Origin of the sequence: uncultured Aquitalea sp. (genome assembly GCF_945957525.1) — a bacterium.
Taxonomy (GTDB): Bacteria; Pseudomonadota; Gammaproteobacteria; order Burkholderiales; family Chromobacteriaceae; genus Aquitalea.
Genome location: NZ_CAMFLA010000002.1, coordinates 73243 through 93841, shown reverse-complemented (window position 1 = coordinate 93841; position 20599 = coordinate 73243). Strand labels below are relative to the sequence as shown.

The 20599-nt window shown below is 56.0% G+C and carries 21 protein-coding genes; 14 read left to right on the top strand and 7 right to left on the bottom strand.

Features of this window, described 5'->3' with window-relative positions; translation table 11 throughout:
- Positions 1–190: 190 nt before the first annotated feature.
- Entirely contained in the window at positions 191–1411 is a 1221-nt protein-coding gene (locus Q0P52_RS02185; RefSeq protein ID WP_293813649.1) for an IS256 family transposase, read from the bottom strand.
- Positions 1412–2341: 930 nt separating this feature from the next.
- Here Q0P52_RS02185 and Q0P52_RS02180 point away from each other — a divergent pair.
- The 8 genes from Q0P52_RS02180 to Q0P52_RS02145 all read left to right on the top strand — a co-directional run bounded on the left by Q0P52_RS02180 (position 2342) and on the right by Q0P52_RS02145 (position 9891).
- Complete coding sequence (locus tag Q0P52_RS02180; RefSeq protein ID WP_293764775.1) at positions 2342–2869, top strand: fimbrial protein; 528 nt, start codon at positions 2342–2344, stop codon at positions 2867–2869.
- Between the two features lie 74 nt (positions 2870–2943).
- Positions 2944–3750, top strand: coding sequence for a fimbria/pilus periplasmic chaperone (locus Q0P52_RS02175; RefSeq protein ID WP_293764773.1), 807 nt, complete (start codon positions 2944–2946; stop codon positions 3748–3750).
- On the top strand, positions 3747–6332 hold the full coding sequence (locus Q0P52_RS02170) for a fimbria/pilus outer membrane usher protein (RefSeq protein WP_293764772.1): 2586 nt from the start codon (positions 3747–3749) through the stop codon (positions 6330–6332). The genes Q0P52_RS02175 and Q0P52_RS02170 overlap by 4 nt, the downstream gene beginning before the upstream one ends.
- A 35-nt stretch (positions 6333–6367) precedes the next feature.
- Positions 6368–7321, top strand: a complete 954-nt coding sequence (locus Q0P52_RS02165; protein ID WP_293764770.1) for a fimbrial protein — start codon at positions 6368–6370, stop codon at positions 7319–7321.
- A gap of 100 nt (positions 7322–7421) precedes the next feature.
- On the top strand, positions 7422–7715 hold the full coding sequence (locus Q0P52_RS02160) for a hypothetical protein (RefSeq protein WP_293764768.1): 294 nt from the start codon (positions 7422–7424) through the stop codon (positions 7713–7715).
- 48 nt (positions 7716–7763) lie between these two features.
- Positions 7764–8201, top strand: a complete 438-nt coding sequence (locus Q0P52_RS02155) for a hypothetical protein (RefSeq protein ID WP_293764766.1) — start codon at positions 7764–7766, stop codon at positions 8199–8201.
- A 77-nt stretch (positions 8202–8278) separates the two neighbouring features.
- On the top strand, positions 8279–8926 hold the full coding sequence (locus tag Q0P52_RS02150) for a TetR/AcrR family transcriptional regulator (protein ID WP_293813648.1): 648 nt from the start codon (positions 8279–8281) through the stop codon (positions 8924–8926).
- Between the two features lie 761 nt (positions 8927–9687).
- On the top strand, positions 9688–9891 hold the full coding sequence (locus tag Q0P52_RS02145) for a cold-shock protein (RefSeq protein WP_293764779.1): 204 nt from the start codon (positions 9688–9690) through the stop codon (positions 9889–9891).
- Between the two features lie 91 nt (positions 9892–9982).
- Here Q0P52_RS02145 and Q0P52_RS02140 read toward each other — a convergent pair whose 3' ends face one another.
- Positions 9983–10162, bottom strand: coding sequence for a hypothetical protein (locus Q0P52_RS02140; RefSeq protein WP_293764762.1), 180 nt, complete (start codon positions 10160–10162; stop codon positions 9983–9985).
- A 1373-nt stretch (positions 10163–11535) separates the two neighbouring features.
- A complete protein-coding gene (locus Q0P52_RS02135; protein WP_293764760.1) occupies positions 11536–12693 on the bottom strand; it encodes a GGDEF domain-containing protein in 1158 nt (385 codons plus the stop codon).
- A gap of 256 nt (positions 12694–12949) precedes the next feature.
- Here Q0P52_RS02135 and ssuE point away from each other — a divergent pair, with 256 nt between their 5' ends.
- The 6 genes from ssuE to Q0P52_RS02105 are packed head-to-tail and all read left to right on the top strand — an operon-like array spanning position 12950 to position 17501.
- Positions 12950–13537, top strand: coding sequence for an NADPH-dependent FMN reductase (gene ssuE, locus Q0P52_RS02130; RefSeq protein WP_293764758.1), 588 nt, complete (start codon positions 12950–12952; stop codon positions 13535–13537).
- 19 nt (positions 13538–13556) lie between these two features.
- Positions 13557–14501 carry an aliphatic sulfonate ABC transporter substrate-binding protein gene (locus tag Q0P52_RS02125; protein WP_293764756.1) on the top strand — a complete coding sequence of 315 codons (945 nt, stop codon included), beginning with the start codon at positions 13557–13559 and terminating at the stop codon, positions 14499–14501.
- Positions 14502–14530: 29 nt separating this feature from the next.
- Positions 14531–15670, top strand: a complete 1140-nt coding sequence (ssuD, locus tag Q0P52_RS02120; protein ID WP_293764754.1) for an FMNH2-dependent alkanesulfonate monooxygenase — start codon at positions 14531–14533, stop codon at positions 15668–15670.
- Positions 15671–15680: 10 nt separating this feature from the next.
- On the top strand, positions 15681–16466 hold the full coding sequence (gene ssuC / locus Q0P52_RS02115) for an aliphatic sulfonate ABC transporter permease SsuC (protein WP_293764753.1): 786 nt from the start codon (positions 15681–15683) through the stop codon (positions 16464–16466).
- 13 nt (positions 16467–16479) lie between these two features.
- Entirely contained in the window at positions 16480–17268 is a 789-nt protein-coding gene (locus Q0P52_RS02110; RefSeq protein WP_293764751.1) for an ATP-binding cassette domain-containing protein, read from the top strand.
- A 17-nt stretch (positions 17269–17285) separates the two neighbouring features.
- Positions 17286–17501 (top strand): TOBE domain-containing protein, encoded by a 216-nt coding sequence (locus tag Q0P52_RS02105; protein ID WP_293764749.1) that lies wholly within the window; start codon positions 17286–17288, stop codon positions 17499–17501.
- Between the two features lie 183 nt (positions 17502–17684).
- Here Q0P52_RS02105 and Q0P52_RS02100 read toward each other — a convergent pair whose 3' ends face one another.
- The 4 genes from Q0P52_RS02100 to Q0P52_RS02085 all read right to left on the bottom strand — a co-directional run bounded on the left by Q0P52_RS02100 (position 17685) and on the right by Q0P52_RS02085 (position 20497).
- Entirely contained in the window at positions 17685–17993 is a 309-nt protein-coding gene (locus Q0P52_RS02100) for a DUF2325 domain-containing protein (protein WP_293764748.1), read from the bottom strand.
- Positions 17994–18153: 160 nt separating this feature from the next.
- Positions 18154–18819 carry an OmpA family protein gene (locus Q0P52_RS02095; RefSeq protein WP_293764746.1) on the bottom strand — a complete coding sequence of 222 codons (666 nt, stop codon included), beginning with the start codon at positions 18817–18819 and terminating at the stop codon, positions 18154–18156.
- A gap of 107 nt (positions 18820–18926) precedes the next feature.
- Positions 18927–19730 carry a transporter substrate-binding domain-containing protein gene (locus Q0P52_RS02090; protein ID WP_293764744.1) on the bottom strand — a complete coding sequence of 268 codons (804 nt, stop codon included), beginning with the start codon at positions 19728–19730 and terminating at the stop codon, positions 18927–18929.
- An 86-nt stretch (positions 19731–19816) separates the two neighbouring features.
- Entirely contained in the window at positions 19817–20497 is a 681-nt protein-coding gene (locus Q0P52_RS02085) for a hypothetical protein (RefSeq protein ID WP_293764743.1), read from the bottom strand.
- Between the last annotated feature and the right edge of the window lie 102 nt (positions 20498–20599).

Here is a 20599-nt window from a genome sequence, read left to right as displayed (position 1 = left end):
CGCCAAGCAGGGCTGCGTTCGCTACATACGCAGCCCTGACGAATACTAAGAGCTGTCAGAGCCGCCCGATCATCCAAACGGGGACGGCCCTCACCACGAGATGAAGTGGCATGAGAAGCAGCGGCTGTCACGATTTCCTCAGCCTCTGAGGCCTGCCCGAATTTTTGTGTAAACGGGGTTTGGGTTACGCCTATGGAATGCGCTCCTCGAACTGAATGGTAAAGCGAGTCAGCGCTGCCTTCCAATCCCGAATCGGCATGGTCCACTTCTGGCTGATGTTCCTCAGCGCCAGGTAGAACAGTTTCAGCAACGCCTCATCACTCGGGAACGAGCCCCGATTCTTCGTCAGCTTTCGCAGGCTCATATTCACCGACTCGATGGCATTGGTGGTGTAGATCACTTTCCTGATCTCCGGCGGGTAGTCGAAGAACGGCGTCAACCGAGCCCAGTTGCGCCGCCAGGACTGACCAATCGGCAAATACTCCTCATCCCATTTGGCCTCAAACTCACCTAGCCGCTGCTCAGCTTCGTCGAGGGTCGCAGATTGGTAGATTCGCTTCAGGTCGGCGGCTACTTCAGCACGCCGCTTCCACGACACGTAGTTCAGGCTGTGCCGTACCATGTGCACGATGCACAACTGCACGGCTGCTTTCGGGAAGACCGCCTCGATAGCCTCCGGGAAACCCATCAGGCCATCGACGCAGGCGATAAAGATGTCCTGTACGCCCCGGTTACGCAGCTCGGTCACGACCTGTAGCCAGAACTTGGCCCCTGCCGTCTGAGCCAGCCACATCCCCAGAACCTCCTTCTCTCCAGCTAGGGTAATACCGATGGCGAGATAGACGGCCTTCACACGTACAGCCCCCTCACGTACTTTCACGTGGATGCAGTCAAGGTAGATGATCGGATAGACCGAGTCGAGAGGGCGAGCCTGCCAGGCTTTGACCTCCTCGCTGACAGCATCTGTGATGGAGGAAATCAGGCTGGGGGAGACCTCTGTGCCATACATCTCTTCCAGATGGGCCTGGATTTCTCGAACAGCCATCCCTCGGGCGTAAAGCGAGATGACTTTGTCGTCGAAGCCGGTCCAGCGGGTCTGGTGCTTGGGGATGAGTTGTGGCTCGAAGGTGCCCTGGCGGTCACGTGGTACCTCGATAGGCAGTTCGCCGAACTCGCCCTTGAGGGTCTTGCGGCTCTTACCGTTCCGGGTGTTGCCGGCCGGATTGAGCACCGGCTCGTGTTTGCTATGACCAAGGTGTGCGGCCATCTCGGCATCCAGTGCTTTCTCGACCAGCAGCTTGGTCAGCTGCTTGAGTAGGCCGTTCTCACCGATGAGGTCTCCGGGCTTCTGGTAATTGGCCAGCAAGCTGTCCAGTAGTGTGTCAGGTACGTCGTGTTTCTTCGAGCTCATTGTGTCTCCAGACTAGGTGGCAGTTTCCTGCCAAATGTCCGTTTACACAAAATTCAGTACACGCCCCAGTTTCCTGGGTGACAAGTTGACATCTCATGCCCGTCTGACAAGGCTTGGCACCAACTTGTTCTGGCCATTATTGTTAGCCGCTCTTAGTACCTCGCTCCAGCAAGCTTGTCATTGCCAACTTTCTTGTACTTGCTGGCACCCAACACTGTTCTCTGCATTCCCGAGCGGCAAGCTTCTCTGGCTGTGCCATCAAACACATGGTGTTCGTCACCCCTCCGTACACTCCTGCTCGTCAGGGGTTTCTATTGATACAACGCCCCGTTCCGATATTGAACTGCTACTGCCTCAACCATGCATTGAGACATGGCGAGTACGTCGGCTTGGCATCTTAGCCCTTGAGCGCACGACTTTCAGGCAGGCGTCAACTGGCCATTCAGGTGCCTAGGCAGGCCAATTATTTGCGAGTTGAAAAAAAAATAAATACATGGTAGCCAGCAGCATGACTTTGAAGCGGATGTCATTTCGCCATCCTTGCTTATAACATTTAACAATTTTTTTAATAAAAAAAGTGGGATTGGCTAGTAATTTTTTGCTTACAGGCCGACTGACGACCTGTTTCAAATAACACCGTTCGAAGTATGGGTTTTGTGTCACTTGTTTTGACTTTAACTAAATAACGCGAGTATTTAATCAGCCTCCGCATCTATATAATTAACAGCAATAGATCGGGGTAATTTTAACTCGATTTATGCCCCTTAATTTCTTATTGGTCACCAATGTGACACATGACCATAAACGTAATTAAGTAGGCGACTTCCATAGCCTCAACGACAGGTTTTTATATTTCTGTTGATGCGTCTGTTATTTATTAAATACATGCCTACCAATGCCATTGGTGGCATTAATCTCGGAGTCTAAAGCATGAAAAAAATTGCACTTGGCCTACTGGCCGGGGTATCTCTTTATTCGGCAACCGCCTTGGCAAGCGATGGCACTATTAATATCGCCGGCAATGTAACGGCAAATACCTGTACACCGGCCGGAACTGCCGGCAAGAATATATCGGTCACCTTGCCGACTGTAGGTACTACCACGCTAGCTACTGCAGGTGCCACTGCAGGTGCTACCCCGTTTTCTATCAGTCTCACTGGCTGCCCTGCAGGTGTAGCCAAGGCGCAAACCAACTTTGAAGCCGGCCCGACTATTAATACGGCTACCGGCAATCTGTTGAACAGCACTGCAAGTGGCTCGGCCACCAATGTCGAGGTGCAGCTGCTGAGCGACACCATGAAGGCCATTAACCTGAACAACAATGCCAATTCGCAAGTAGTGGCCGTGAGCGGCGGCAAGGCCACCATGAGCTATTACGCTCAATACATTGCCGCAGGCGGTGCCGCAACGGCCGGCACGGTGGCCACCAGCGTTCAATACACGATTGCATATCCGTAATTAACAAGCTGCTTGGTGCTGACCATGCCATTCGGTGTGGTCAGCCAGACAACCTTACAAAAGCAGGCTTGGAAATGAGAAATCAGACAATATACGGGGCAATTGTCTTGTTTGGGACTATTGGCCTTCTTACTGTTGATACAGTATCGGCTGGCGTGGTGCTGTCAGGCACTCGTGTCATTTATCGCGAACAGGATCGCGAGATAACCATCAAGGTGAATAATCCTGGCAAGGAGCCTGCCTTGGTTCAAGCTTGGGCTGACCGTGGCAATGACAAATCCAGCCCAAGCTCAGCTGATACACCCTTTATTATTTTGCCGCCGATTTCCCGTATTGATCCGGATAAAGGGCAGTCATTACGTATTGCCTTTGTCGGACAGGATCAGCCTAAAGATAAAGAGTCCATATTTTGGCTTAATGTCTTGGATATCCCCCCCATGCCCAAGGCGGGCAGCGAGCCGCGCAACTATATGCAGGTGGCGTTTCGTTCGCGTCTCAAGCTGTTCTATCGCCCCGCAGGCTTGCCCGGCACGCCGGAAGAGGCTGCAGAGAGGCTGTCCTGGAGTATTCGTCCACAAGCGGCTGGCAAAGGTTATCTGTTACATGCCGTTAATGCCTCGCCTTATCACGTGACGGTAAACCGCGTGCTTCTACCTGTGACGGGGCGCGAGCTGGAGTCCGATAGCGGGATGGTGCCGCCGGGCGGTAGCTACGATTTCGTTTTCAAAGACCTGAAGAGCCACCCTGCTGGCGAGTTGAAGCTGCGTTACGAAAGTATCAATGACTATGGTGCCGTTGTTGTGCATCAGGGACTGGTCGGGCTGGAAGGTGGCGCCGCTCGGGCTGCACCCAGTGTCACTACGGGATTGGTTTCGCCATGAAACAGAAACAGAAGCAGATGCAAGCGCCTGCTGGGCGCTGGATTGCTACACGTTTAAGCCTGCTGCTATGTAGTGCATTCGCCAGTCATGCCGCACAGGCCGAAGTGGAGGCGGCAGGCAAGCTGGCATTGAATGATGTGCAATTCAACCCCGTCTTTATTGATCAGGGCGGGAGGCAAGCGGTTGATCTGTCGCGCTTTAACCGTGCCGGTGCTACATTGCCCGGTCGCTACCGTGTTGATGTTTTCGTCAACAACAACTGGATTGGCAGCCGGGAAGTAACAATGCAGGACATGGCTGAGCAGAAGGTGCGGCCTTGCTTTTCCCGAGCCATGCTGGATGAAATGGGCGTGGATTTCAGCAAGCTCAGGGATACCAACCTGGTAGAGGGCATGCCGTCCCCGCAGTGCCTTGATATTGCCAGTATGGTGCCGGCGGCCTATGCCACATTCAACAGTGCCGATTTACGGCTGGATGTCAGCATTCCGCAAAAGTACTTGCGTGCTCAAGTGCGCGGTTATGTCGATCCGCAATACTGGGATGCCGGGGCACCCTTCGCCGGCTTCCTTAACTACAATGCCAACGCCTACCGTTACGACAACGGCGTGGCCGGCACAGCCACGCAGTATTTTGCTGCAGCCAATGCCGGCCTCAATATCGGACTTTGGCGCTTGCGCTATAACGGCTCATTTTCTCGTGCAGAAAGTAGCAATAGTACGAGCCAGAACGAATTTCAGACCACCGCGGTGTATGCCCAGCGTGATATCACTGACTGGAAATCGGTGCTGACTATCGGTGATTACCTCACACCGGGGGAGCTGTTCAGCAGTGTGCCATACCGTGGCCTGCAGCTGAATTCCGATGACCGCATGCTGCCGGACTCCATGCAAGGCTATGCCCCGGTGGTGCGGGGAGTGGCGGAAAGTAATGCCAAGGTATCCATCCGCCAGAACGGCAATCTGATCTATGAAAATGTTGTATCGCCGGGCGAGTTCAGTATTGACGACCTTTACAGCACCGGTTTTTCTGGTGATCTGGAAGTCACAATTACTGAGGCGGACGGGCGTGTCCGCAAGTTTGTAGTGCCTTATGCCGCTGTGCCGCAGCTGTTGCGGCCTGGTCAATCACGCTATTCATTTACAGCAGGGCAATGGCGCGATAGCAGCTTACAGAAACTGCCAGATTTTGTGCAGGCCTCCTATCAGCGTGGCCTAGGCAATAACCTAACACTGTATGGCGGGGCGCTGGCGGCCGAGCATTATCAGACTGGCCTGTTCGGTATTGGTGTCAACACCGGGCTGGGGGCGCTGGCACTGGATGTCACCCAGTCTTGGGCCAGTGATCTACCCTACACTCCAGATGGTAGTGGGGAAATGAGCGGGCAGAGTTACCGGGTGACGTATAGCAAGCTACTGGAAATGACCCGCACGAATTTTACGGTGGCTGCATATCGCTATTCCACCTCGGGTTATCTGGAGTTTCGCGACTACGTCAACCTGATCAACCAGAATGGTGTGGTCTATCGCACCAAAAACCGCTTCCAGATCAATGTCAATCAGCCGCTGCGTGAGGGCTGGGGCCAGCTGTTCCTGAGTGGCAGCACGCAGGATTACTGGAATCAGGGCGGACGAGATCTTACCTATCAGATTGGTTACGGCAATAGCTTGAAGTGGATGAGCTACAGCCTGTCCGCAAGCCGCATGCATGATGCTCAAGGACGTAATGTCAATCAGTACAACCTGAGCCTGACGCTACCCCTGGGACGCGAACCTTACGCGCCGACGCTCAGTGCAAGCCATACCAGCAGTAGTGATCACAGCAGCAATACCCAGCTCAATCTGAGTGGCACTACCGGCGAGCTGCACAACCTCAGCTACAACGCTTATGCCAATACCAACCAGAGCAGCAATGGCAATACCAGCAGCAGTGGCGGTGGCAGCCTGCAATATGCTTCTTCAGGCGCCACCGTCAGCGCGGGGGCGAGCAGCAATGGCGGGCGTTCGCAGTTGAATGCCGGCATCAATGGTGCGCTGGTATTCCACCCCGGCGGCATTACCGCCGCCCAATCGCTGGGAGAGTCGATTGCCGTGATCGAAGCGCCTGGAGCTGAGGGGGCTGTGGTGGGCAATAGCAACGGGGTGCGCGTCAACAAGGACGGCTATGCCGTAGTGCCCAGCCTGATGCCCTATCGTCGCAACGAAATCATGCTGGACCCTAAAGACATGCCGCAGGATGTGGCCTTGCAGGCCACCATGCAAGTGGATGCGCCGCGAGCGGGGGCCATCGTGCTGATGAAGTTTGCGACCGAGCAGGGCAAGCCAGTGGTCGTGACGCTGCGTCAACCTGACGGTCGTCTGTTGCCCATGGGAGCAAACATCAGTACTGCCGACCAGGATAGCGTGACCATGATTGGACAGGGCGGACGGGCCTTCCTGCGCGGCATGGAAGGTAAAACGCTGACCGCCAGCTGGGGCGCGGGCAAGGATCAGCAATGCAGCTTTAGTTATCAGTTGCCGGATAAAGTGGATAAAAACCGGCTGTCAAATATTCATACGCAATGCATTACTGAATATGCGAACTGATTTGACAGTAGTTTACTTTGAGGTGGGAGGGTGATGTGCATAAAGTGATTTTTATATTGTTTGTTTTGGTTGGCATTCCTCCTGTCTGTGCGGGAACGATGTCATTGATTGGAATTAATCCACTCAATTTTGGTGCATCGCTAGATATCCCGGCTAACAAAAAGCTGGGAAGCGTCGTAGCGTCCACGTATCTGGTAGGGTCGTTTCGCTATAACTCGATGGCTGGATGTTCGGTAAGAAAAACATCGACAGTAAACGGTACACTGGTGCCTGGCTATAAAGATGTTTATCAAACCAATATTCCGGGCGTGGGCATTATGTATAAGTCGACGACCATGATTGGAGGAGGTTATGAAGCTGATCCAGTTAGTGGCTACGATTTTACATTGGCGGCTAGCGGGTCGGGTAGTGCTCAATTTTGGGTGGATGCCGATCTCATTGTGGTAGGGACAGTTGGATCGGGCTCCTTAACCAGCATGCCGAATGTTGACTATAGCTTTTCATCTAGCTGCGCGCCCACAATATCTGTTAATGAGACCTTGGTAAGTGGAACCATTGTAAATGGTTTAACTTCATGCGCTGTTGCCAATAAGGCTGTAACTATTTCCTTGCCGGATGTCGGCACTAGAGATCTGATAAGTGCTGGGGCAACGGCAGGAACAACTAGTGGGAGTATTCCGTTAAGCTGCAATGCAGGCACTAATGTTTATGTGACTTTTACAGATGCATCGAATCCGGCGAATACTAGTGATGTTTTGTCACTGGCACCCTCCTCTACTGCAACCAATGTAGGTTTGCAAATTTTATATAATGGAAAACCTATCACTTATGGACCAGACTCCTCTGCCAATGGAAATGCCAATCAGTTTTTGCTCGGCTCCTCTGCCAATTTGAGCAATATTCCACTCATGGTTCGATATTACTCCCGTGGAGATGCTACAGCTGGCATTGTGCGTGGCGTCAGCACGCTTACATTCAGCTATCAATAGAGTAGCTATCATTGTCAGGCTGGAAGAAGAAGATTTTCTTGCGCTGGATGCTTTGTATTATCTGGTTGTTTATGAATAATCTAGCATTGGTGAAAAAGTGATGAATAGCAGCGAGTTGATGCCTTCATCTGAAATGTCAGGCCATTTGAACAGAATCTTGCTATCAGAAAATGCTTTTGATGATATTGAGGAAATCAGAGTTTTGCAGAGTGTCTTTTCACATGCACTGAGTGTTTTTCGGTTCGGCCTTGCCAGAAAGAACATGCAAAAAGCTGTCGATGTAATGCATGGTGCCATCAATCTTTTTGACTCCAGCAATGGCACTTTGATTATATTTCCATTTGAGCGAAATTTAATCATGAAATGCATACCAGAAATCTTAAAGAGACTGTAGATTCTGCTGCCTATGCGGTGAGGCAGTAATTTTATTGCAGGAGATATCATGTCTTTGTCTGTGTTAAATTTTTCTACTTGCAGCACTCTGGGGGCTTATGCATTCCAATTAAGGAAAATTTTGTTTTCAATAAACGACTACAGGCGTAATGATTTGAGTCTGATCGATTTGTGCGAGCTGCTAACATCGACAGAGCGCGAGTTGCATATTACCAAGACTGACAGCCTGAATGAAGGAGGAAAGGCTGCCTTGGTGATAAATTGCTCTATTTACGAAGTAACAGAAGTACTAGGAAAATTCAATAGCCTGATTGTAGAGCCGAATCCGTCCGGTGATTTTAAGTTTGCTGTTGATTCCGCAGGTTCATTTAGCAATTTTATTTTTGAACTGGAAATGAAAAATTATCAAAAAATATCGGCATTGCTGCTGGATATTGAGTGGGTAGTGGTGGGATTGTTAAGGTATATTGATTCTTTACGAACTTAAATTTCTCTTAAAAACGCTATGCGGCCTATAAATAATCATGCAGGGATAATTTTTTATGCTAGTTGATTGGAGGTGCTGTGAGAAAGAGACCAAAACAAGAGCGGTCGTCTCGTACAATTAAAATTATTTACCAAGCGGTTGAGAGGGTATTGGATAAATTCGGTCTTGAAGGATTCAATACCAATAAGCTAGCCGAAACTTCCGGATTCTCCACCGGGACTATTTATCAATACTTTTCAAACAAAGACTCAATAATAAATTCCATGATAGTGCATTATCATGACGCCACAGTGGAGCGATTGGTTAGTTATTTAAAAAGCGCCGACCCCTGCTTGGTGTCAGCAGATGCCCTCATTAATGAGTTTATTGCTCGACTGCTGAGCGAATATTTGCCCGAGGAAAAATGGCGGCGCATTCTTGCCCCCATCGGTTGGGCGATGGATCAGGACCCTAGATTGGTCGATGGACGCATTGCCTTAGCTGAGGGTATTTTTGATGTCGTCGATCGTTATATTGATGCAAATGAATACAGGATGAAGCGAGTCAGTCGTGAAGAGGTCTTAGTTCTAGTAACTTCAATTGCCGGCTGCATCCGTGGCGTGGTATTCAATGGTTTCATTTATGATCGAGACAAGCTGATTACAACAATGCAGAAAATTATTTTTGCGATTCTGATCAATCCTACTCCTTCGGCTGAGCAAATCAACCAAGATATCGAGCTCTGATTAGATAACTTTCGACTCTTCCGTTATAGCGTGACAGATGTTTACTATCAATTTTATATGTATATAAAAACACTGCTGCCATATACTTCATCAAAATTGATCTAGGTAAGAACTGGTTTGATCTCGTTTCCAGAGTCATCGAGATGGTCAGGTGGGGATTGCGCCCGTTAAAATATTCGATGTAGGCGTTCTGGTTGGGCTATTCTGTAGATACTAGGGCAGCAAATTTATTTCCATGGTGCTGGACCAGTGAGTCTATGAGCCAGGCGCCACTCTGGACTTCTCACGTCGGAGACTAGCGCAATCCTGGCGGCGGCATCGCTAGCCGGGTGACTCGTGTCGGCGACATGGGAATCGAGATGGATCTGCGCGACCTGTCACCGGCCAACATCTTGCTGGACTGAACGGAGCGCCAGCATTGGCGCTGAGCTACCATCGAGGCACTGACCCAGACTGGCAAGGAGTACAAGCTGATCTTTGAAGGCATGAACGAGGTGAACGGAGGGGCCATCCATCCCTCATCCCCTGAGCAGTTCACCCACAGCGTAACCCCGCCAGGCGGGCTAAGACAATATTGCTCAAAATCAAAAAATTGACTCGATGGGAATAACCCTGTATAAAGGTGTAGCAAGATTTTCAAGTGCCATATCTATTGATGCCTCGTTGCCCACCCTGTTGGTCTGCTTTGTTTCCATATCTATTCCTTGACTATCATGCTGTTTGGCATTCACATTGCCGTTAATCAATTCATGGAGTCCATCATGGAAACTGGTACCGTTAAATTTTTCAATGACGCCAAGGGTTTTGGCTTTATCACTCCGGACAATGGCGGCGACGACCTTTTCGCCCACTTCTCCGAAATTCGTGTTGACGGCTTCAAGTCCCTTCACGAAGGTCAGAAAGTTAGCTTCACCAAGGCAATGGGCCAAAAAGGCCCGGCGGCAACCGCCATCCAGCCGCTCTAAGCAATTCGCTGGCAATAAAAAAGCCCCAAACGGGGCTTTTTTATTGGATATGATTTGTTAGTAAAAACCTGCCACAAGGCAGGTTTTTGCTTTACGCCGTAGGGATACAGGCATCACCTTGATAACTTGCGGTTTCAGTGCCAAAAGCAGAATTAAAGGTAACCACGAAACGACGACCAATTTGCTTAACCGCCATTACTTCAAATGCAATTATAGAATTCTCTATACACTGAGTGATTTTATCACCCATTTTCAACTCACTTACTTTCAATTATTTTCCTTACAGCCCGCTTATCATGCGCAGCTATTAATGCCTACTACATTTTGCCGTAGGTTGTATTTGTTTGGCTGTTGAATACCATAAATTGACCCGCCCCGTGGCAAAATCATATGGCAACATTTCAGCAACAAGACCCTCTCAGTCACACGAACACGGCGCGGCTTCATCTTGCCAGAGCCATAAGCCAGTGCCTCGGTATTGTTATCAAGCCGAACGCGAAGCGGGATTCCGGCAGCATTCCGACAACAACACCCTCCAGCTTGATCATATCTTCATTTGACAAGGCAGTCATACGGGAAAAGACAGCACCCAAAATGCTCAAACGCACATTGGAATCTTTGATGACTTTGTAGACCAGATCGAAAAATGCTGTACGACACGACAGCAACCAAGGCGAGGCAGGTAGCTTGCAGCTGAGCCACCCTGAAGAGGAAGAGCCATTATCACCACATGTCCTTGATTTGTCAATAATTTTCGCAACACTGACCTGCCTCGTGGTTGTTGGAGGCATCTTTGCCCATCTCCACACCCTCCATTCTATCTGCCTGAAGCCCTGTTTTTGCCGCCAGGCTGATTTGCCATGCGCCAAGCAAGGGACGTCGACGCTTGATGCGCGCTCGTCCGTAACCACCCACCGCCCCTCCTCGTCTGAAGCGCGCCCTTACTAGACATGGGCAGCAATACGGCGGAGGAGATTAAGTGCTGACCAACACCGATCACTGACAACATTGATAAGCCTGCGACGCCAGCAGAATGACTGTCACTAGCTTGGGGTGAGGGCCACGTAGCAGGTTACGACCGGAAGACCACAGGAAAAAAGAACCCATCCCACCATGGACGGGTTCAAGGGCTCGACTTGGAGAGAACAAACGAAGGAATGAAACGGTTATGCCTCCTCAAGGTAGACCACACAGGAGGTAGCCGCTGGTGGAAACAAGCCGCAACCCACCTTTCGGCCAGCCAGAACTCCGCCAGGCTCATCGCACCCGCGCCGGGGTCAGCCTTTTGAGTTGCTTCAGGACATGGGGCTGCCTGGCGGCTTCCGGCCCGATGTTCGTTTGTAACTGATGGGAAACCGCCGGACCAGGGGACGCGGACCCTAACAGCAACATGCTGGCCACGATGCAGATGGGTTTCAGGAAAGGTCTCATTGCCACCCTCCTTTTCTCTAATCTCTAAAGGGAAATTACCGAACAACTCATGGTAAACCGCCCAACATCGCCAGCTGTAGCGACAAGATCAAAGCTCATGTCTTTATGCCAGCTCCAACCTGGATTTCACCTGGAAAAACAAAACGCCCTGCAGTCAGGGCGTTTGATGGCTGCCGGCGCAGGCCCTTAGACGCGTTGCCGTCCATGCGCAACTCAAACCAACACAATGCGATTGCGTCCGCCGCGCTTGGCCGCATACATGGCGCTGTCGCTACGGGCGATCAGCTCTTCAAAATCCAGTTCCGCTTCGCCTGCACCAGGCGTAATCGCGCTGACGCCAAGGCTCACCGTCACCGGGATGGTCTGCTGCTCCACCCGCACCGGTCTTTCCCGCACTTCTCGCAGGATGTCATTGGCCACCGCCAGCGCGCCCTCGCCATCGGTATCCGGCAGCACTGCAATGAACTCCTCTCCGCCGTAGCGCGCCAGGATGTCGGAGCCGCGCAGGCGATCGGCAATGCGGCCGGCAACGTCGCGCAATACCCGGTCGCCAGTCAGGTGGCCATGATTGTCGTTCACATCCTTGAAGCGATCCAGGTCGATCATCAGGATGGCGAGCGGCTTTTGCTCTCTTCGCGCTCGCGCCCCAGCCAGCTTGAGGGCATCCATCAAGGCGGCCCGGTTGAACACGCCGGTCAGGGCGTCGTGCGTGGCCAGCGCCTGTTGCTGTGAAAGCGCGTGTTCCATCTGCATCAGCACGAAACCCATGGTATTGAGCAGCAGCACGGTCAACACCGCCAGATAGGAGATGATCTGCACGTTCATCGGCACACTGAAATAGGGAACCCAATTGCCGTTGCCCAACATCATGCCGGTTCTGACGGCAAAGACCGTCACCAGAATGATGCAACCTGTGATTACCACCCAGCGCCCGGTGACGCGCGGCTCCCGCAGACCGGGCGCAAAGCTCTGGCACAACAGGAACAAGGCGAGGCCGCTTTGCGTCGCCGACACCGAGAGGTTGCGCCAGTAGTCATTGTCCATGAACCACCAGGCCAACAAGGCATTGGCTACCGCCAGGCCGTACATGAGGGAAAACCGCGGCGGATTGGCCCGGTGTCGTTGAAAGCTGGAGATGGCGATAGCGTGCAGCGACATTGTCAGCGCAGTAAGCACGTTGGCCGAAAGAATGGAGATTTTCAGCAAGCCGACGGTACGCAGGCCAAAGGCCGGGTAGGACAGTGCGTTGAACAGCAGGCCGATACCCCAGGTCAGCAAGCCGCGATGGGTGCGGGTTCTCAGCGCCACCGCCAGCACCGCGATCGCCAGCACGCCGCTGGTCACCATCAGCGATAGCAGCAGAGTTGGCATGTCGGGTTTCATCATGGCGTACGTCAGAGCTAGGCTTGCAAGATTAAAAACCATGCGCAGAAGGCGCAAGGCCGATCATGGTAACCGCCGCCGCTCCGCCGTACAACGTCGGCATTAAGCGGCGGGGAGCTGACGCACCGCCCCGCCCGTGGCAGTTTCCATTCCATTTGCGAATTTGATTAGCAGAAATACTTGGTTCTGCCGCCAAGGGGGCTGCTGGTACGGTATGCGCTCTCACCCACCGAGCTGAACCATCATGAAAGTACTGGCCATCTCCGGCAGCCCCAGCCGTCAGTCAAGGACTGCGAAGCTGATCGATAAGGTAAGCGGCCTGCTGCAAGAGCAAGACATCGAAACCCGACTGGTGACGATTTACGATTTCCCGCCGGATGCGCTGATCTACGCCGACTTTGCCCATCCTACCGTACAAGATTTCCAGCAGAAGGTGAAAGCCGCAGACGGCATCATCATTGCCAGCCCGGTCTACAAGGCCGCCTATGCCGGCGCACTGAAAGTGATGTTGGATCTGATCCCCGAAGGCGGCTTCGCCGGCAAGCCCGTGCTGCCGCTGGCCAGCGGCGGGTCTCCCGGCCACCTACTGGCCGTGGACTACGCCATCAAACCGGTGCTGGCGGCGCTCAAGGCCAGCGACATTCATCAGGGTGTGTTTGCCATCGATTCGCAAATCGGCAAAGGCGATGGCGGCGAGGCGCTGTTGGCCGAAGAACTGGACCTGCGCCTGACTCAGGCGGCTCAGGACTTCATCGAACAGCTGCCGCTTACCCCGCCGCGCGCGCGCCGCGATGCTGACACCCGTCACGTTATCAGCCGCATCAGCCTGTAAACCTGCAAGGAAACCCCGCATGAAACGACTGACAACTCTGCTTACCGCCGGCTGGCTGGCGCTGGGCGTCTCCGCCTCGGCGCTGGCGGTGGACCTCAATATCGGCTATCAGAAAAGCGCCATCAATCTGTTGTCGCTGAAAGCGCAAGGCACGCTGGAAAAAAAGCTGCAGCCACTGGGCGTCAGCGTGAAATGGTATGAATTCCAGGCCGGTCCGCCGATTCTGGAAGCCATCAATGCCGGCAGCCTCAGCATCGGCATGACCGGCGATTCGCCGCCGGTATTCGCCCAAGCCGCAGGCGCCGATATCGTCTATATCGGGCAAGAGCCGGCCAAGCCGGAATCCTCCGCCATCCTGGTGGCGGAGAACTCGCCCATCCGCAAGCTGGCCGATCTCAAGGGCAAGTGCATTGCCTTCACCAAGGGCTCCAGCGCACACTTCCTCACCGTCAGCGCGCTGGCCAAAGCCGGCATCGCTTACAAGGACATCACCCCGGTGTACCTGTCGCCGTCGGAAGCGCGCGCCGCCTTTGAGCGCGGCAATGTCGACGCCTGGACCATCTGGGACCCCTACTACGCCGCCGCTCAGCACGCCGGCCATGTCCGCGTACTGACCACCGGCAAGGGCCTGAGCAGCAACAATACCTTCTATCTGGCCTCGCGCAAGTTTGCCGAAGCCAATCCGCAAGTCATCGACACCGTCTTCAAAGCCCTGACAGAAAACAACAAACAGCTCTCCGGCGACACCAAACAGATTGCCGCAACGCTGGCGGGCTATTCCGGCTTGGATGCGTCCACCTTTGAAGGCGTGCTCAGTCGCCATCCGGACTACAGCGTCAGCTACCTCAAGCCGCAGGTGCTGGCCGAACAGCAAAAAGTGGCCGATGCCTTCTATGGGCTCGGCTTGATCCCCAAGGCCATCCAGGTGAAAGACATCGCCTGGAAACCGGCCGGCGCGCGCTGACCGCCGCCAGGACAACAAGGACACACACCATGCAAGTTTTCTGGTTTTTCCCCACCCACGGCGACGGCCGCTATCTGGGCAGCGCCGAGGGCGCGCGCACGGTGGACCACGATTACCTCGCCCAAATCGCCCGCGCTGCCGACAGCCTGGGTTTCGACGGCGCGCTGATTCCCACCGGCCGATCTTGCGAAGACCCGTGGGTGACGGCCGCCAGCCTGGTCCCGCTCACCCGCCAGCTGAAGTTTCTGGTGGCGGTGCGGCCCGGCATCATGTCGCCCACGGTGGCGGCCCGCATGGCGGCCAGTTTTGATCGTCACTCCAATGGCCGCTTGCTGGTCAACGTGGTAGCCGGCGGCGATCCGGTGGAACTGGCCGGCGACGGCAGCTGGCTCCAGCACGATGAACGCTACGAGGCTGCGGCTGAATTTCTTACCATATGGAAAGGGGTGATGGCTGGCGAAAAAGTGGATCTGGACGGCAAGCACATCCAGGTGAAAGACGCGCAGCTGTTGTTCCCGCCGGTGAGCAAGCCTTGGCCGCCGCTCTACTTCGGCGGCTCCTCCAACGCCGCGCATGATCTGGCCGCCGAGCATGTAGAGGTGTACCTCAGCTGGGGCGAGCCGCCAGCCGAAGTGGCGCGCAAGATTGCCGATGTTCGCGAGCGCGCCGCCCGTCATGGCCGCACGGTGCGCTTCGGCATCCGCCTGCATGTGATCGTGCGTGAAACCAACGAAGCGGCCTGGGCTGCGGCCAACGCGCTGATCAGCAAGCTGGACGACGACACCATCGCACGCGCCCAGCAAACCCTGTCCCGCGCCGACTCGGAAGGCCAGCGCCGCATGGCGGCCTTGCATGGCGGCCAACGCGACAAGCTGGAAATCTCGCCCAATTTGTGGGCCGGCATTGGCTTGGTGCGCGGCGGGGCGGGTACGGCGCTGGTGGGAGACGGCCCCACCGTCGCCAGACGCATGCAGGAATATGCCGAGCTGGGCATCGATACCTTCGTGTTTTCCGGCTATCCACACCTAGACGAAGCCTACCGCGTGGCGGAGTTGTTGTTCCCGCACTTGCCGGGCAAAGGCAAGGCCGCCGCAAGCGCGGGTTTTCACAGCCCGTTTGGCGAAATCATGGCCAATCAGCATGCGCCCAGCCCGGCCGCCGCTGCCTGAGGAGAACCGCATGAGCGCATTCCGCATCGCCTCCCTGAAACGCCAGCTGCTGCCCTGGCTCGCACCGGCCGTCATCGTGCTGGCCTGGCAGCTGGCAGCCGCTGAAGGATGGCTCAACAGCCGGGTACTGCCTTCGCCCTGGCATGTTCTGGAAGCCGGCTGGACGCTTGCCGCCAGCGGCGAACTGGCCCGACATTTGTGGGTGAGCTTTGTCCGCGCCGGTATCGGCTTCGCCATCGGCGCCAGTCTGGGTCTGGCGCTGGGACTGATCAGCGGCCTGTCGCGACTGGGCGAAACTCTGCTGGACACCACCTTGCAGATGCTGCGCAATATCCCCCCGCTGGCCATCCTGCCGCTGGTGATCCTGTGGTTTGGCATTGACGAAACCGCCAAGCTGTTTCTGGTGGCCTTTGGCACCCTGTTTCCTGTGTATCTCAATACCTGGCACGGCATCCGCACGCTGGACCCGGGCCTGGTGGAGATGGCGCGCAGCTACGGCCTGCGCGGCTGGCCGCTGTTTCGCCATGTGATTCTGCCGGGTGCGCTGCCCAGCATCATGGTGGGCGTCCGTTACGCGCTGGGCATTGCCTGGATCATCCTTATCGTGGCGGAAACACTGGCCGCCAACAGCGGCATCGGCTACCTAGCCTCCAATGCCCGCGAATTCCTGCAAACCGACATCGTTGTGCTGTCCATCCTGCTGTACGCCTTGCTGGGCAAGGGCGTGGACATCAGCGTGCGGCTGCTGGAGCGCCGGCTGCTGGCCTGGCACCCCGCCTTGCAAACCGCCTTGTAACCGGAAAACCACCATGAAACCCGATGACCGTCCGCTGGACAAGGATATCCGTCTGAGCAACGTCGACCGCCGCTTCGGCCAACGTCAGGTGCTGCAAGCCATCAACCTGCATATTCCGCAAGGCCAGTTCGTCGCCATCGTCGGCCGCTCCGGCTGCGGCAAAAGCACACTGCTGCGACTGCTGGCCGGGCTGGACCGGGCCGATGGCGGCCAGTTGCATGCGCCTGGCGCAGCGCGCACCCGGCTGATGTTCCAGGATTCGCGACTGCTACCCTGGAAAACCGTACTGCAGAACGTGGCGCTGGGCTTGCCGGCCGATTCCATCGCACAGGCGCTGGACGCCTTGCGCGAGGTGGGGCTGGAAGAGCGCGCCCACGAATGGCCCAGCCGCCTGTCCGGCGGTCAGCGCCAGCGCGTCGCGCTGGCGCGCGCCCTGGTGCATCAGCCGCAATTGCTGTTGCTGGACGAACCGCTGGGCGCGCTGGACGCGCTGACGCGGCTGGAAATGCAGGCGCTGATCGAGTCGCTATGGCTATCGCACGGCGGCACCGCCGTGCTGGTGACCCACGATGTCAGCGAGGCCGTCACACTGGCCGACCGGGTGATCCTGCTGGAAAACGGCAAGGTGGCGGTAGATCTGCCGGTGGATCTCCCCCGCCAACGCAACAGCTCTCACCCCGATTTTGTCCGGCTGGAACACTACCTGCTGCAACGCGTGCTGCAAGGCCCGCTCGCCGGCGAAACCCCTGCCCCCGCGCCAGAACGCGATATCGAATTCGCCCGTCTGCACTGGGCGCTGTAACCCATCAGGAGAACACCATGAGCATCAAATCCATCAATGTGCGCAATCAATTCAAGGGCGAGATCAAGGAGATCATCGAAGGCCCAGTACTGTCTGAAGTAGACGTGCAAACCGCCTCCGGCATTGTCACCTCGGTCATCACTACCCGTTCGGTAAAAGAACTGGGCCTGAAAGTGGGCTCGGAAGTGATTGCCTTCGTCAAATCCACCGAAGTTTCCATCGCCACGTTGTAAAACCACGGGCCGGCCCTCGGACTGGCCCGTTCAACCTTCCAGGCCCAGCGCGGCCGGGCAAGGTTGGAGCAAACGTAAAAAGCCAGATCGACCGTGGCCGGATCTGGCTTTTGCCTATTCATCTGCTGCCGGGAATGCTGATCGCCCCTTCAGCCCAGGACGATGGTTGCTGCGAACCTGTGCTCAATGCGCGGACAGCACGCCCAGCGCCCCCTTCAGCACGGCGCCGCTGCCGGCGCGGTCCGCCTGCTGCCTTCGGCCAACATAGGACAGACCGATGCGCTGCTCGCGCGCCACATCGCGCATGCGCTTGGCGAGATTGTGATTGCAGTAGTCCAGCATGATGACGATGTGGTCGATATCGCCCGGCACCTGACGGCGCAGGTCGTTGGTTTTCCGGCCCGTCCAGTGAACGATGTCGGCGAAACCGGATTCCAGCAAAGCGCGACGAGTGGTGTCCACTTTGTCGCCGCCTATGATCATGGCTTTCATGTCGCTCGCCCTCTTCTATGGATGAGGCCACTGTAAAGCCGCATCCGGCAAGACAGAACCAAGAAAAAGGCATTTGCTTATCAAGTCTGCCGCAGGCCGGCGGCACGCAAGAAAAAACCCTGCCCGACGGGCAGGGTTTTCATCAAGCAGGAAGGCGCGCTTACTGCGCCGATTCACCCACAAAGATCTCCACGCGACGGTTGGCGGCGCGACCGGAAGCGGTGCTGTTGTCGGCAATGGGCTCATGCGAACCGCGACCATCAATGGCGATGCGGTTCATGCTGATGCCGCGCGCCACCAGATAGTCGCGCGTGGCCTTGGCGCGATTCACCGACAGCGGGTCGTTGATGGCGTCGGTGCCGGTGTTGTCGGTATGACCGATGATGCGCACGGTGGTGACCGGGTTCTGCTGCAGCGTGGTGGCGAAGCGTTCCAGCACCGGGCGCAGATTGGGCTTGATGTCGTAACGACCAGTGTCGAAGGACACGTCGCTCGGGATATTCAGTTTCAACTGATTGTCGTTGGTCTGGCTCACACTGACGCCGGTGCCCTTGGAGGCTTGCTCCATGGCTTCCTTCTGCTTTTGCATGTGCTGCGACCACAGGTAGCCGCCGCCTGCGCCCAAGGCTGCGCCGATGGCGGCGCCAGTGGCGGCGCTGCGACCGGTATGGCCGCCAGCGGTGATGGCGCCCAGCACCGCGCCGACGCCCGCGCCGATAGCGGCGCCGGTACCGGTGGTTTTCTGGGTGTCGTTCATGTTGGCGCAACCGCTAAGGCTGGCGGCGCCGAATGCGACGATCACGAGGGAGCTAACGATTTTTTTCATGACTATGGACTCCTTGGCCCGCGAGGGGCGTCGATCATGGCCGAATTGTGCGCGTTAACGCGAAATGACGCCAGCGTGGGCGGCTTGAAATAATGTTAACCAGTGTTTCAATCAGAAACCGGTTCCAGGCCCGCCCGTTCTACAGTCATCGGCATGGGCGCACTGGGCAACCAGCGCCGGTACAACGCCGCGTAGCTGCCATCCTGCTTGGCTGCGCGCAAGGCTTTCTCCCAGGCAATCACCACGCTGCGCGGCGTGCCTCTGGAAAACGCCAGATAGAGATCCACTTGTTCCAGCGGCATGACCGGCTCCACGCTGCCGGCCGGCAGACCCATCTTTTGCAGCACGCTGTCCACCACGCTGTCGCCCTCCGACCAGAGGTCCACGCGATGCGACATCAACTGCCGCACCGACTGCGCGGAATCAGCGCTTTCCAGAATATTGACGAAACCATGCTTGCGAGCCACCGCCACGAAAATGCTGCTGCGAAAACCGCTCAGCGGCAGCTCGGACAAGCCCGCCCCGCGCGAGCGCAAGCGCTGGGCTTCGCCTTTGCGGGTATAAAGCATGATGGTGGAGGTGGCCACCGGTCCCACCAGCGTCATCAGGCGCTCCCGCTCCGGATTGCGCCCCATGACAAACAGCATCACGTTGGAGCGGGTCAGCAGGTAACTGTAAGCCCGCGCCCATGGCATCAGCTGGACCGGCCAGCTGGTCTGCAGGCGCTGTTGCAAGAGGTTGACCAACTCCACCGCCATGCCCTTGGCTTCGTCGTTGTCGACATAGCTCAGCGGCGGCCATTCATCGGTATAGATGGTGAGCGGCAATGGCGGCCCGTCCGCGCGAGCCAACAAAGGCATGGCGACAGAACAAGCCAGCAATAGGGCGAACAGTCGGGTGATCAGCGTCAAACCGGCATCCTGTCAGAGCGGGGATGCTTCCGTTCTAGCACATCAAGGTTGAAGCTGGATGAAGGTTGGCCGAAGGGTCCTGCGACTCAGGCCGCCAGATGCGGGTCGGCAAACCAGTCTGCCAGCATCTGGCGGATGGATTGCGCATTGGCGCGCGGAATGCGGCCTTCGCCCCAGGCGGCGTTGTCCAGATGGAAAACATAACGCTGAAAGTCCGGCTCGCCATTGGTAATGCTGGCGCGGGTGTAGACCGCCACCCAGGGATCGCCCTCGCGCCAGGCAATCACGACCGGGATGCCGTCCACTTCGCCAGACCATAGCTGATCGGTTTCGCCGTAGTGCGCGTCATCCAGCAGCACCATGCGGATCAGCGCGCTGGGATTGCCCTGGCTGGCGTACACATTGCGCAAATGGCGGCACAACCGCTCCTTGCTGCCGATGGCCGCGCGCGCGCCGCGTATGAGAAAGTAATTGCAGGTGCAGGACAGATTGGCCGGGTCCACCAGATACACTTTGCCCGGATTGAGCCGGCTGGCCACTTGCTGGGCCGGCAGATAAAGCGGTGGAAACTGCACGCGGTCGCGGATCGCCGGCCAGGCGCGATTGGCCCAAGAGTCGGCCGAAGACAGTCTTCCGCTCGTGGTGAATTCTCCATGGCCGCCATCCCATTCGCCGCCCGGAAACCGTGCGAATCGATCTCCCAGGTAGTAGGCCAGCAATGAAATGACAATGCCCATTGTCACCAGCGACAGCATGGCAAGCAGCATGCCCGCAACTCCTCTTTTGTTATTGTGAGTCCCCCGCCCAGCCCGCCGTCTTCCATGCATGGCCGTGTTCCACAGTGTAGCGCAAGCAGAAAGGACAGCCAG

Coding starts and splice junctions, on each gene's coding strand:
- Q0P52_RS02095 (WP_293764746.1), bottom strand. CDS start 18,819: ATGAAAAAAATCGTTAGCTCCCTCGTGATCGTCGCATTCGGCGCCGCC.
- ssuE (WP_293764758.1), top strand. CDS start 12,950: ATGAAAGTACTGGCCATCTCCGGCAGCCCCAGCCGTCAGTCAAGGACT.
- Q0P52_RS02160 (WP_293764768.1), top strand. CDS start 7,422: ATGAATAGCAGCGAGTTGATGCCTTCATCTGAAATGTCAGGCCATTTG.
- Q0P52_RS02125 (WP_293764756.1), top strand. CDS start 13,557: ATGAAACGACTGACAACTCTGCTTACCGCCGGCTGGCTGGCGCTGGGC.
- Q0P52_RS02085 (WP_293764743.1), bottom strand. CDS start 20,497: ATGCTGCTTGCCATGCTGTCGCTGGTGACAATGGGCATTGTCATTTCA.
- Q0P52_RS02170 (WP_293764772.1), top strand. CDS start 3,747: ATGAAACAGAAACAGAAGCAGATGCAAGCGCCTGCTGGGCGCTGGATT.
- Q0P52_RS02105 (WP_293764749.1), top strand. CDS start 17,286: ATGAGCATCAAATCCATCAATGTGCGCAATCAATTCAAGGGCGAGATC.
- Q0P52_RS02145 (WP_293764779.1), top strand. CDS start 9,688: ATGGAAACTGGTACCGTTAAATTTTTCAATGACGCCAAGGGTTTTGGC.
- Q0P52_RS02175 (WP_293764773.1), top strand. CDS start 2,944: ATGAGAAATCAGACAATATACGGGGCAATTGTCTTGTTTGGGACTATT.
- ssuD (WP_293764754.1), top strand. CDS start 14,531: ATGCAAGTTTTCTGGTTTTTCCCCACCCACGGCGACGGCCGCTATCTG.
- Q0P52_RS02185 (WP_293813649.1), bottom strand. CDS start 1,411: ATGAGCTCGAAGAAACACGACGTACCTGACACACTACTGGACAGCTTG.
- ssuC (WP_293764753.1), top strand. CDS start 15,681: ATGAGCGCATTCCGCATCGCCTCCCTGAAACGCCAGCTGCTGCCCTGG.
- Q0P52_RS02110 (WP_293764751.1), top strand. CDS start 16,480: ATGAAACCCGATGACCGTCCGCTGGACAAGGATATCCGTCTGAGCAAC.
- Q0P52_RS02180 (WP_293764775.1), top strand. CDS start 2,342: ATGAAAAAAATTGCACTTGGCCTACTGGCCGGGGTATCTCTTTATTCG.
- Q0P52_RS02100 (WP_293764748.1), bottom strand. CDS start 17,993: ATGAAAGCCATGATCATAGGCGGCGACAAAGTGGACACCACTCGTCGC.
- Q0P52_RS02155 (WP_293764766.1), top strand. CDS start 7,764: ATGTCTTTGTCTGTGTTAAATTTTTCTACTTGCAGCACTCTGGGGGCT.
- Q0P52_RS02135 (WP_293764760.1), bottom strand. CDS start 12,693: ATGCCAACTCTGCTGCTATCGCTGATGGTGACCAGCGGCGTGCTGGCG.